The 12529-nt window shown below is 71.1% G+C and carries 8 protein-coding genes; 2 read left to right on the forward strand and 6 right to left on the reverse strand.

The annotated features are described in order from the left end of the window. Positions 1 to 25: 25 nt before the first annotated feature. The 4 genes from tsaB to mrcB are packed head-to-tail and all read right to left on the reverse strand — an operon-like array spanning position 26 to position 5831. Entirely contained in the window at positions 26 to 733 is a 708-nt protein-coding gene (tsaB, locus tag M2421_RS09575; RefSeq protein ID WP_259206292.1) for a tRNA (adenosine(37)-N6)-threonylcarbamoyltransferase complex dimerization subunit type 1 TsaB, read from the reverse strand. Positions 734 to 738: 5 nt separating this feature from the next. Beyond that, entirely contained in the window at positions 739 to 2802 is a 2064-nt protein-coding gene (locus M2421_RS09580; RefSeq protein ID WP_259206294.1) for an ATP-dependent DNA helicase, read from the reverse strand. 37 nt (positions 2803 to 2839) lie between these two features. Beyond that, a complete protein-coding gene (locus M2421_RS09585; RefSeq protein ID WP_259206295.1) occupies positions 2840 to 3370 on the reverse strand; it encodes a hypothetical protein in 531 nt (176 codons plus the stop codon). A 22-nt stretch (positions 3371 to 3392) separates the two neighbouring features. Beyond that, positions 3393 to 5831, reverse strand: coding sequence for a penicillin-binding protein 1B (gene mrcB, locus M2421_RS09590; protein ID WP_259206297.1), 2439 nt, complete (start codon positions 5829 to 5831; stop codon positions 3393 to 3395). A gap of 104 nt (positions 5832 to 5935) precedes the next feature. Between mrcB and M2421_RS09595 the strand changes: the two genes are divergently transcribed. Then, positions 5936 to 8035, forward strand: coding sequence for a glycosyltransferase (locus M2421_RS09595; protein WP_259206299.1), 2100 nt, complete (start codon positions 5936 to 5938; stop codon positions 8033 to 8035). A gap of 4 nt (positions 8036 to 8039) precedes the next feature. Here M2421_RS09595 and M2421_RS09600 read toward each other — a convergent pair whose 3' ends face one another. Further along, the gene (locus M2421_RS09600; protein ID WP_259206301.1) at positions 8040 to 9596 is read right to left on the reverse strand and encodes a hypothetical protein; all 1557 of its coding nucleotides are present in this window, start codon (positions 9594 to 9596) and stop codon (positions 8040 to 8042) included. 29 nt (positions 9597 to 9625) lie between these two features. Next, on the reverse strand, positions 9626 to 11806 hold the full coding sequence (locus M2421_RS09605; protein WP_259206302.1) for a bifunctional (p)ppGpp synthetase/guanosine-3',5'-bis(diphosphate) 3'-pyrophosphohydrolase: 2181 nt from the start codon (positions 11804 to 11806) through the stop codon (positions 9626 to 9628). Between the two features lie 170 nt (positions 11807 to 11976). Here M2421_RS09605 and M2421_RS09610 point away from each other — a divergent pair, with 170 nt between their 5' ends. Further along, positions 11977 to 12501, forward strand: coding sequence for a hypothetical protein (locus M2421_RS09610; RefSeq protein ID WP_259206304.1), 525 nt, complete (start codon positions 11977 to 11979; stop codon positions 12499 to 12501). Positions 12502 to 12529: the final 28 nt, after the last annotated feature.

Raw genomic sequence — 12529 nt, forward strand, 5'->3', positions numbered from 1 at the left:
GACGCCATGCGTGGCTGTGGCTTTCCTAGGACTGCTGCTTCGCCGCCCGCGCCGCCTGCTGCTCGACCAGGGTCAAGGCGACGTTGTCGCGCAGGTACGCCGGCTCCACCCGCTCCGGGGCCATGCCCTCGCCTCGCGCGAACGCCGGCACCGCCAACGCCAGCACATCCGACGCATGCGGCAATGCCTGTGCGTCCACCCCGTCGAGCTGAGCGGCCAGGCGATCGGCCAGCAGCCCGTCGGCCGCGCCGAAGCCGGTCCCCACGCCGAACCAGCGCGTGCCATCAGGCAACGTCACCGCCTCCGGTGCACACACGGTTTCCTCGCCCTGCAACCGCCACTGCCCGTCCACGCGGACCTGGCGGGCCACGTACACCTCGCCCATGCGCGCATCGATGCTGCTCAGCACGTGGTCGGCGTCGGCCGGGGCGCGCAACGCCAGCACCTGCAGCGTGGAGACCGCCACCAGCGGGCGGTCCAGGGCCAGCGCGATGCCCTGGGCGATCGCGATCGCCAGGCGTACACCGGTGAACGCGCCGGGGCCACGACTGAGCGCGACCGCATCCAACTGCGAACGCGCCACGCCGGCCTCGGCCAGCAGCGCCTCGGCCCACGGCAGGCTCAACTCGGCATGCCGGCGCGGGGCGATCTCGAACCGCTCCAGCACCTGCCCATCCACGTGCAGGGCGACGGAACAGGCTTCGGTGGCGGTTTCAAAGGCGAGCAGTTTCATGGCGGTCAGAACAGGGAAGTGGGGAAGTCATCGGGGGCGGCAGAAAGCACGGGCACGGCAGCCGGCGCCGCCGCGGCAACCGGCGCCGGCGGTTCATCGGCAGGCGGCCATTGTGGCGCAAAGAAGCCGCGGACATCGTCCAGCGCACGGGTGCGCCGGAACGGTGGCAGCGAGTCCAGGAAGATCCGGCCGTAGCTTCGGCTGAGCAGGCGCGGGTCGCACAGCACCAGCACGCCGCGGTCGGTCTCGCTGCGGATCAACCGCCCCACGCCCTGCTTGAGCGCGATCACCGCCTGCGGCAGTTGTTCATCGCGGAACGGATTGCCGCCGTCGCGGCGAATAGCGTCCAGCCGGGCCTCGAATACCGGGTCGTCCGGCGCGGCGAACGGCAGCTTGTCGATGACCACCACGCTGAGCGCATCGCCGACCACGTCCACGCCTTCGCGGAAACTGGCCGACCCCAACAGCACGCCGTTGCCGGACTCACGGAAGCGCTGCAGCAGCGTCCCGCGCGGGGCCTCGCCCTGCACGAACAGCGGCCAGGGCGCATCGCGCAGCGCCTCGGCGGCCTCGCGCAGCGCGCGGTGCGAGGCGAACAGCAGGAACGCGCGGCCCTGCGAGGCCTCCAGCACCGGCGTCAGCGCGCGGATCAACGCGGTGCCGAATCCGCGCGCGGCCGGGTCAGGCAGGTCGGTGGGCAGGTAGCACAAGGCCTGGGTGGCCCAGTCGAACGGGCTGGGCTGCAGCAGCGTGACCGGATCGTCCAGGCCCAGCCGCTGGGAAATATGTGCAAAGCCGCCGTCCACGGTCAGCGTGGCCGAGGTGAACACCCAGGCCGCCATCGAGCGCTGGCGGTGTTCGCGCAATGGCCCGGACACGTCCATCGGCGTGCGCTGGCAGCGGAAGCCGCGCGGGGTGAGCTCGTACCACAGCACGTCCGCCGCCGGCGGCGCCTGCTCGGGGTCGCTGTCGAAATCCAGCAGGGGCGCGTCATCGCCGAGCCAGCGCGACAACCGCGACACCGCTTCCATCGCGCGCGCATGGCAGGCATCCAGCCCCGGCGAGGCCTCGCGCACGCCGTTGAGCGCATCGCGCAGGGTCACCAGCGCGCTCATCGCCGCATCGAAGCCATCGCGCACCTGCGGCACCGCCAGCGCGCGCCACTGGGTACCGCGCGGGGGCAGCCCGTCCATGCCGGTGCGCAGGTCGCGCAGGACCTGCTCCAGCGTCGCCGCCGGGCCCTGCAGGGCCGCCTGCGCGCCGGCCACGCTGCGGCTTTCGGCCAGGCAGTCGCGGGCCAGTTCCTGCCACGGGCGCATGCCGAAGCCTTCGCCGAAGAAGTTGGCGGCCAGCTCGGGCAACTGGTGCGCCTCGTCGATCACGAACGCCTGCGCGCCCGGCAGGATTTCGCCGAAGCCCTCCTGCTTGAGCGCCAGGTCGGCCAGCAGCAGGTGGTGGTTGACCACCACCACATCGGCGGCCTGCGCGCGCTGCCGCGCCTGCACCACGAAGCAGTCGTTCCAGAACGGGCACTCGGTACCCAGGCAGTTGTCGACCGTGGAGGTCACCATCGGGTACAGCGGCGAGTCCTCGGGCAGCGCCTCCAGCTCGGCCATGTCGCCGAAACGGCTGCGCCCGGACCAGGCCAGGATGCGCTGGAACTGCGCCACCTGTTCGGGCGAACTGAAGCGCGGCTCGCCCCGCGCCTGCTGCAGCCGATAGCGGCACAGGTAGTTGGACCGGCCCTTCAGCAGCGCGCTGCTGTGGCCGACCCCGAGCGCGGCACGCACGCGTGGCAGGTCGCGATGGTAGAGCTGGTCCTGCAGCGCGCGGGTGCCGGTGGAGATGATCGTCTTCAATCCCGACAACAATGCCGGCACCAGGTAGGCGTAGGTCTTGCCGGTGCCGGTGCCGGCCTCGGCGAGCAGCACGTCGCGCTGGTCGAAGGCCTCGGCGATGGCCGCGGTCAGGCGCAGCTGGGCCGGTCGTGCGACGAAGGCATCCAGCTGGCTGGCGAGCGTACCGCCCTCGCTGAGGGCGTCGCGGCTGGCATGGGCAAGGCGGGACATGGATGGGGGTCAATGCCGGCCAACGGCCGGCATGAGGTCAATACCGCTTGATCCCCGGCACCGTGCAGCCTTCCAGCTGCGCGTGCGCGGACACCGCGTTTTCCTTTTCGCCGCGGGCCAGTCGCGACTGCTCGATGGTGGCCCAGTGGCGGCGGCACAGCGGGCCGGTCCTGGAGCCCAGCTCCACGGCCTTGCGCGCCAGCGTTTCAGCGCGCGCCCAGTCGCCCTGCAGCAGCGCGATCTCGGCGCGCTCCTGCAGGATCGACGGATCGCCGTCGGACACCAGCAGCGCCTGGTTCAGCGCCTCGGCGGCACCGGCCAGGTCGTTGGCCTGGCGCTTGGCCTGTGCGGTCATGCGCAGGTCTTCGATCTCGGCGTCGCGCAGTGGCTGTACGGCCAGTTCCTTGGCATCCGAGCCGGCGGCCACGGCCTCCACCGCGGCCATGCGCTGGGCCGGCGTGGTGGTGTCCACCGGCGCCTTCACCGGCGCGGCCGGGGTGACACAGGCCGCGAGGGACAGGCTCAGGGCGAGCACGGCGGTGGAACGGATCAGGGTTCGGGTGGTCATGCGGGCCGGCCTCGTTCCGGAATCATCGCGCGGGGGGAGTCGATGCAGCCGCCGGGGCCGGCTCGGCGGCCGGCTCGGGCTTCTTGTCCAGGCCGAACCAGCTGCGCCAGCCGCCACCTTCGCTGCCAGCTTCGCCGCCCTCGCCTTCGGGCAGGGCGGCCGGCGGTGCGCAGGCGGCGAAGGCCGGCGCGTAACCGACCACGAACGGGAAGCGGCGCGCGCCAGGACACGCCTCGTCGGTGGAGGCGGTGCCGCTGGCCTCCACGTACTGCCAGTCCAGGCCCTTGTTGTTGACCTTCAGCGGCGCGCTCGGCAGGCGCTGGAAGATGCTCGACCAGACCCGCATCGAACCGGTGGCGCCATACAGCCCGGCCTGCTCATTCTGGTCGTTGCCCATCCAGATCACCGCCAGGTGGTCGCCGGTGTAGCCGGCATACCAGCTGTCACGCCCATCGTTGGTGGTACCGGTCTTGCCGGCCGGCTGCAGGCGGCCGAGGCCGTCGGCGTTCAGGCGCTGCGCGGTGCCGCTGGCCACCACCTGCTGCAGGCCGATGCTGATCAGGTTGGCGGCGATCGAGTCGCCTTCCTGCGCCGGCGCCGGGCTCTTGTCGTAGCGCTTCATGAGCTTGCCCTGCGGATCGAGCACGCCGCGCACCGCATGCAGCGGCTGGATCTCGCCGCCGGAGGCCAGGAACTGGTACAGCTGGGCCATCGCATACGGGCTCTGGTCGGTCGAGCCGAGGATCACCGCCGGGTTGGGGTCGGCTTTGATCCCGGCCAGCACGTGGATGAGCTGGGTCACCCGCTCCGGGCCCACCTGCATGCCCACCCGGACCGTGGCCTGGTTGTAGGAATGGGCCAGCGCATCGATCAACCGCACCGTGCCATGGCTGCGGTTGTCGGCGTTGCCGGGCGACCAGTTGCGGCCGCGCCCCAGCTGCACCGTCACCGGCGAATCGTCCACCCAGGTGGCCAGCGAGTAGCGATCCGGCTGGGCCAGCGCCAGCAGGTACACGAACGGCTTGAGCAGCGAGCCGACCGGGCGCTGGGCCTCGATGGCGCGGTTGAAGCCCGGCTCGGCCACGTCGCGGCTGCCGACCACGGCGAGCACGTCGCCGTTGTGCACGTCGGTGAGCACCATCCCGGCCTGCAGCTCGGGGCGCTTCTTGCTCTCCAGCGACTTGATCGTCTTGGTGACCGCGCCTTCGGCATAGGCCTGCGCCGACGGTGCCATGCCGGTCATCACGCTCAGGCCGGCGCCCTGCAGCACCGATTCGGGGTAGTCATGGCCGAGCTGGCGACGCACCAGGTCCACGTAGGCCGGGAAGCGATTGGCCGCGATCAGGCCCGGCGTCTTGGGCACGCCCAGCGGCGCCTTCAGCGCGCGCTGGTACTCGGCGTCGTCGATCAGCTGGCTCTCGTGCAGCTTGCCCAGCACGAAGTTGCGACGGTCCAGCGCGCGCTCGGGATTGCGCCGCGGGTCGTAGTAGGACGGGCCCTTGACCAGGCCGATCAGCAGCGCCACGTGCTCGGTATTGAGCGAGGACAGATCGCGCCCGAACCAGAACTCGGCGCCGGAGGACATGCCGTGGATGGCCTGGCTGCCACGCTGGCCCAGGTACACCTGGTTGAGGTACGCCTCCAGGATGGTGCGCTTGTCGTAGCGCGCCTCCATGATCAGCGCGTACAGCACCTCGTTGAACTTGCGGGTGACCGTCTGTTCCTTGCCGATGCCGAGCAGGCCGCTGCGGGCCAGCTGCTGGGTGAGCGTGGAGGCGCCCTGGCGGCTCTGGCCGCCGGAACGCACGGTCACCCAGATCGCGCGGGCGATGCCGCTCAGGTCGATGCCGTGGTGGCGGTTGAAGTCCTTGTCCTCCACCGCCTGCAGGCCGGTGACCAGCAGCTCGGGGGTCTCCTCGATGCGCACCAGCCGCCGTTCTTCCTGCTTCTGGCCGTACAGCGTGGCGATGCGCGCCGGATCCAGGCGCGTGGCCTTGAGCGCCTTGCGGCTGTCGGCATCGCGCAGCGAGGCGATCTGGCCACCGGACAGGCTCAGTTCGACCCGACGCGGGGCGATCCGGCCATCGACGTCGTTGTAGCCGCGGCTGGAAATGACGAAGCGGCCACCGTCCTGGCTGAAGGTGCCGGCCGACTTGCCGATGGCGTCATCGCGATAGGCGGCGGCGGCCAGCTCGGTCTTCAACGTGGCCGCGTCCATCGCCACCCCCGGTGCCAGCGCCAGCGGTCGCGCGTACACCCGGGTGGGGATCTGCCAGCGCAGCTCGCCGAAGCGCTGGGTGACCTGTTTGTTCAGGTAGACCGTATAGGGGATCAGGAAACCCAGGGCCAGCGCGACTGCCGCCATGCCCCAGGTAATCAACCGTCGCCGCCACAGCGGGCCACGGCTTTCGGTGTCGTCTTCGAACTCGTCGATGTCGTCGGAATCGTAGCGTCGGGGCACGGGGATGCGAGAATGGGAGATTATGAATTCCGGCGAGTCTAACGCAGCCACCGCAAGCGGCGCGTTCTCACGGGTTCCCCCGCTTAAGCTGGAGTTGCAACGGGATGTCGATGTCCTTGGCCGATGCACGCTACTTCCTGAACCGAATGGTCGGTCTGTTCCACCGTAGCCTGGCCAGCCTGCGTACCCGCGGCTGGCGCGCCACCTGGCAGCGCATCCGCGTGCATACCCAGACCCTGCCGCCGCCGCGCCGCGCGCCGCTGTACCTGCCTGCCGCCGAGCCCTTCGCCCCGTTCACGCTGCCGGCCAGTGCCGCGCCGGTGGTGAGCATCGTCATCCCGGTCTACAACCAGGCCGCGCACACCCTGGCCTGCCTGCGGGCGCTGGCCGCGCACCCGCCGCAGGTGCCCTGCGAAATCCTGGTGGTGGACGACGGCAGCAGCGACCAGACCGCCACGTGGATGCCCCAGGTCCAGGGGCTGCGCTATGTCGTGCGCGAGCGCAACGGCGGCTTCATCGAGGCCTGCAATGACGGCGTCGCGCGCTCGCTGGGCCGTTACGTCGTGCTGCTCAACAACGACACCGTGCCCCAGCCCGGCTGGCTGGATGCGCTGCTGGCCACCTTCACCGCCGTGCCCCGCGCCGGCCTGGTCGGCGCCCAGCTGCTGTATCCGGACGGGCGCCTGCAGGAAGCCGGCGGCGTGGTCTTCCAGGATGGCAGCGGCTGGAGCTACGGCCGCTTCGAATCGGCCGAAGACCCGCGCTACAGCGCCCTGCGCGATGCCGACTACTGCTCCGGTGCGGCGCTGATGATCCCGCGCGCGCTGTGGGACACGCTGGGCGGCTTCGACACCCGCTACCGCCCGGCCTACTACGAAGACACCGACCTGGCCTTCGCGGTGCGCGCCGCCGGCTATCGCGTGCTGGTGCAACCGGCCAGCCGCGTGGTGCACGACGAAGGCACCAGCAACGGCACCGATACCGGCAGCGGGGTCAAGGCCTACCAGGTCCGCAACCAGGGCGTGTTCGCCGACAAATGGGCGCAGGCGCTGCGTGCGCAGCCGCCCGTGGGCAGCGTGCCCTCGCCCGCCCTGCTGCACCGCCACCAGCGCCAGGTGCTGATCCTGGACGAGGCGGTGCCACAGCCGGACCGCGATTCCGGCTCGCTGCGCCAGTACAACCTGATCCGCATGCTGGTTTACGGCGATGCCCACGTGGTGTTCGTGCCGACCCGGCGCGAACACGCCGGCGCGGCCACCGAGGCGCTGCAGCAGCTGGGCGTGGAGGTCTGGCATGCGCCGTTCCTGCAGGGCATCGGCCCGTGGCTGCGCGAGCATGGCCCGCGCTTTGCGGTGGTGATGATGGTGCGCCACCACGTGGCCAGTGAATGCCTGCCGCTACTGCGCAGCTACGCCCCGCAGGCGCGCACGGTGTTCGACACGGTCGACCTGCACTACCTGCGCGAACGACGCGGCGCCGAACTGGCCGGCAACGCCGGGCTGCTGCGCGATGCCGAACGCACCCGCGCGCGCGAGCTGGCGGTGATGGCCGCCACCGATGTGACCGTGCTGGTCAGCGCGGCCGAGCGCGAGCAGCTGCGGATCGACGCCCCCGGGGTGACCGTCGAACTCATCTCCAACCTGCATGAAGTGGCCGCGGGCGGCGAAGACTGGGCCCACCGCCACGACCTGGTGTTCGTCGGCGGCTTCCGCCACCCGCCGAACGTGGACGCCATGCAGTGGTTCATCGGCGAGGTGTTCGCACGTATCCGCGCGCAGTTGCCCGAGGTCCGCTTCCACTGCATCGGCGCGGACGTGCCCGATGCGCTGCGCGCGTTGGCCGCCACCCAGCCGGGGGTGGAGATCCACGGGTTCGTACCGGTGGTGACGCCCTACATGGACCAGGTCCGCATCGCGGTGGCCCCGCTGCGCTTCGGCGCCGGGGTCAAGGGCAAGGTCAACCTGAGCATGGCCCACGGGCAGCCGGTGGTCGCCACCACCTGCGCCGTGGAAGGCATGCACCTGCAGGACGGCCAGGACGTGCTGGTGGCCGACGACGCGGAAGCATTCGCCGCCGCCGTGGTGCGCCTGTACCAGGACCCGGTGCTCTGGCAACAGCTGTCCAGCGCGGGGCGGCGCAACGTGGCCGACCACTTCTCGCTGGATGCCGCGCGCGACACCGTACAGCGGGTGTTCCTGGGCTGAGGCCTCAGCCCGGGCCGCCTGCGTTGCGCAGGCGCTGCTCGAAATCGCCCAGTTCGGCCAGGTCCGGTTGCCAGTGCCGCGCCTGCTGCAGGGCCTGCTGGGCGAACGCCAGGTCGCCCGCGCCCAGCCGCTCACTGCCGATCGCCAGCCAACGCTGGGCCAGGCGCCGGCGCGCCGCCGGCAAGGTCATGTCACCCGGAGCCAGGGTCTGCCAGGCATCCAGGCAGGCGCCGGCCGCCTGGACCCGGTTTTCACGCAGCCGGTCTTCGAAACAGCGGCGGCTCGCCGGCAGGAGGCGCTGGGCGGCGGCGCGCACGCGCGGATCGTAGGCGGCCAACGCCTGTGCTTCGCGCAGCGCATCGTAGGCGCTGCGGCCGGGCGGCGACAGGAACTGGCCGCGCGCCTCGGCCTCGACGATGCGGGTCAGCAACCCGCGCAGGCGCCGCTCGCGCTGCGCGCGCGGCGCACCGGGCGCCTGCAGTGCCTGCTCGGCCTGGCGCGACTGGACCACGGCCTGCCGCGCCGTGGCCAGCGCGCGCTCGGAGGCGCCCAGGCCCTGCGCCGTGGCCAGCGCCTGTTCGGCCGGCGCGAAACGGAAATCGCCTGCCAGGCGTACGGCATTGGCCAACTGCGCGTCAATCACCCGCTGCAGCCCCTGGCGCGCGACCGCATCGTCGGGCACCGCCGCCAGCACCGCCTGGAAATCGGCGGCGGCACTCTCCCAGCGCTGCCTGCGCAGCGCCTGGTTGGCCTGCTGCAGGCGTTTTTCCAACGCGTTGTTGAGCGCTTCCTGGGTGGCGGGCAGGTCCACGTGCCCCGGGTCGTAGCGACGCGCGCTGTCCAGCAACGCCGCCGCGCCCGCCAGCTCGCCTGCCTGGCAGGCAACACGCGCCTGCTGCAGCAGATCGGACAAGGCATCCTCGCGCCCTTCCAGCGCACGCAGTTGGTTGGGCGCCACCGCCAGCACCTGCTGGAACAACGGCAGTGCGCTGTCCGGTCCAGCATCCAGGCGCTGCGCCTGCAACGCCGCTTCGGCCCGTCCCAGCAGTACCGCCACACCGGCGTGGGCGTTGCCTCGCTGGCGCAGCTGCTGGGCCACCTGTTCGGCCTCGCGCTGCGGCACCTGCAGGTCGCGCGCCAGCGCCAGTCGCGCGCGGGCCGCGTCCAGGTCGCCGGCGGCCAGCGCATCGCGCGCCTGTTGCAGGGCCGCCTGCGCGGTGCGTGCCAGGCCGGTGCGCGCCTCGCTGCGGTCGCCGTCAAGCGCCAACGCGGCCTGGTAGGACTCGCGCGCGCCGCTGCCGTCGGCCACGCTCAGCCGACCGGCGGCCAGCGCACGGTCGCCCTGGTCGAGCAGCTGTTCGATCTGCGGTTCGTTCCAGAACCAGTTGGCCAGCGGCGCACGCAGCAGGACCAGCGCCAGGAACAGCAGCACCGCCATCGGCAGCACCCAACGCCACACATGCCGGGCATGCCGCGCCTGCAGCCACCACCAGCGGCCCTCGCGGCGCACCCGGCGCAACGCGGCGTGCGCGGCATCCTCGTGGTCTGGGGGGCGACTCATTCCTTGAGCCTACCGTGCGTCACGTGATGTCAGCCTAGACGTCGCGCTTCGCTCACCCCGGGCAAGGCATCGAGCTTGCCCAGCAGCGTGGAAAGCTGGCCGTAGTCGCTGACCTTCAGGCGCAGTCGCAGGTGCGCGCGGCCACTGTTGCGCACGTTGTCGCTGTGGATATCCAGCACGTAGGCATCTTCCTGCGCGATCAGGTTGGTGATGTCCTTGAGCAGCCAGCGTCGGTCCACCGCATCGACCACGACGTCCACTTCGTAGCCACCGCCGGCCTGGCCCCACTCCACCGGCAGGATCCGCTGCGGGCTGGTCGCCTGCAGCCGCGCCAGCGCAGCGCAGTCGGTGCGATGCACGGTGACCCCGCGGGTCCGGGTGAGGTAGCCGACGATCGGTTCGCCGGCCACCGGCTGGCAGCATCGCGCCAGTTGCACCAGCAGATTGCCCACGCCCTGCACGGTGAACTTGGACGTGCCCAGGCTGTCGCGGCGCGCGGTCGGCCGCGGCAACGCAGGCGCCGCCGGCTGGGTCGCCGCGCGTTCGGCTTCGAGCAGCGCGCGGCTGACCTGGTTGGGCCCGGTGTCGCCGAGCGCCACCTGGATGTACAGGTCATCGACGCTGTCGGCATGGAACTTCTTCGCCGCGATGCCCAGGTCGGCATGCTGCAGGCCCAGCCGCTTCAGTTCGCGGTCGAGCAGGTCGCGCCCGGCCTGCACGTTGCGCGCGCGGTCGAGCTTGTGGAACCAGCCGCGCACCTTCTCGCGCGAGCGGTTGCTGGCCAAGAAGCCGTTGGAGGCCAGCAGCCAGTCGCGGCGGGGGTCGGCCTCCTTGCCGGTCAGGATCTCCACGCGGTCGCCGCTGCGCAGCCGGTAGGTCAACGGCACGATGCGCCCGTTGACCTTCGCGCCGCGGCAGCGATGCCCGACCATCGTGTGCACGTGGTAGGCGAAATCCAGCGGCGTGGCCCCCTGCGGCAGGTCCATCACCTCGTCCTTGGGACTGAGCGCGTAGACGCGGTCTTCGGTCAGTTCGGCATCCAGTGCGCCGGCCAGTTCGCCAGCCGCGCCGTCCTGGGAATGCTCCAGCAACTGGCGCATCCAGGTGATCTTGCGGTCGAAGGCCTTTTCCGCGCCCTTGCTGCCTTCCTTGTAGCGCCAGTGCGCGGCCACGCCGAGCTCGGCCTGGGCGTGCATGTCATGGCTGCGGATCTGCACTTCGATGGTGCGCCCTTCCGGGCCGATCACCGCGGTGTGCAGCGAGCGGTAGTCATTGGCCTTGGGCCGGGCGATGTAATCGTCGAACTCGCTGGGCACCGGTGCCCACAGCGAATGCACCACCCCGAGTGCGGCGTAGCAGGCGGCCACGTCCTGCACCATCACCCGCACCGCGCGGATGTCGTAGAGCTGCTCGAAGGCCAGCTTCTTCTTCTGCATCTTCCGCCAGATGCTGTAGATGTGCTTCGGGCGGCCGCTGACCTCGGCGCTGATGCCCTGCGCGAGCAGTTCGCGCGAGAGCGCCTTCTTGACTGTCTCCACGAAGCGCTCGCGCGCCAGCCGGGTTTCATCCACCTCGCGCGCGATGCGCCGGTAGGTCTCCGGTTCCAGGTGGCGGAAGGCCAGGTCTTCCAGCTCCCACTTCAACTGCCAGATGCCCAACCGGTTGGCCAGCGGGGCATGGATGTCGCGGGTGAGCTGGGCCAGCGCGCGGCGTTCTTCCTCGGGCAGGCGGTCGGCGCCGCGCATGCGCGCCAACTGGCGCGCCAGCAGCACCGGCACCACCCGCAGGTCCTGGATGATCGACAGCAGCAGCCGGCGCAGGCCTTCGCTGTTGCGCCCGGCATCGCGGCCGGCATGCAGCGCCCAGACCTGGTCGGCGGCATCCTGGCCTTCCAGCAACCCGGCCACGGCCGGTTTCAACGCGCCGAGCGGCAACCCGTCCAGCCCCGCGCGCAGCCACGGCAGGTCGAACAGCACCGCCGCCAGCAGCGCGCTTTCGTCGGCCGACAACAGGGCCAGCGCATCCAGCGTGTCTGCCAGCACCGACCAACTGCTGCGCATCTGCGGATCGGCCTCGGGCAGCTGCCAGCGCAGCAGCAGCGCCTCGCGCAGCGCGGGCGGCAGCGACGCGGCCGAGGGTCGGTTCAACAAGGCATCCAGGCCGGGGACAGAAGCGCGGTTCACAGCATCATGCAGGCAAGACAGAGGCATCTACACTAGCGCCGCGACCGCGTCCGGACAATCAAAACCATCGCACCGGCACGCATCAGCTCATGCCTGCTGCGCGCGCCACGTCGCCAATCGCGCACGCACGCCCCGGCTGCGTTCCCCTCAACGCCCGCCTCTGGCCCTACACTGCGGCAAACCTCCGGAGACCTGCCATGCGCTTTTCCCGTCTACGTTTGTTGGCCAGTGCGGCCGTCCTGCTCAGCCTGGCCAGTCCGGCCCTGGCCCAGCGCGTGGTCGAGGGGGATCTGCAGCAGCAGATGTCGCCGGCCGAGTTCAAGGCCGCCGGCCTGGACACGCTCAGCCCGGCCCAACTGGCGGCGCTCAACGGCTGGCTGCAGGGCAAAGTGGCGGCGGTGACCGCCGACGCGCGCCAGCAGGCGCGCGAGGAAGCCCGCGAAGAAGGCCGCCAGGAAGTGATCGTCAAGAACCGCGGCTTCTTCGACTTCGGCAGCAACGAGCCGATCACCAGCACCCTGCCGGGCGAATTCCGTGGCTTCGGCAAGGGCCGCACCTACGTGCTGGCCAACGCCCAGGAATGGGAACAGACCGACGGCACCACGCTCTCGGCCGTGCGCAAGACCGACCCTGCCGTCTCGATCACCCCCGGCGTGGCCGGCGTCTGGTACATGCGCGTGGAAGGCGTCAACACGCGCGCCAAGGTGCGCCGCACCAAGTAAGCGCACGCCGCTGCGCCCCCCGCCCATC

The sequence above is a fragment of the Stenotrophomonas sp. BIGb0135 genome, assembly GCF_024810105.1.
Taxonomy (GTDB): Bacteria; Pseudomonadota; Gammaproteobacteria; order Xanthomonadales; family Xanthomonadaceae; genus Stenotrophomonas; species Stenotrophomonas maltophilia_AB.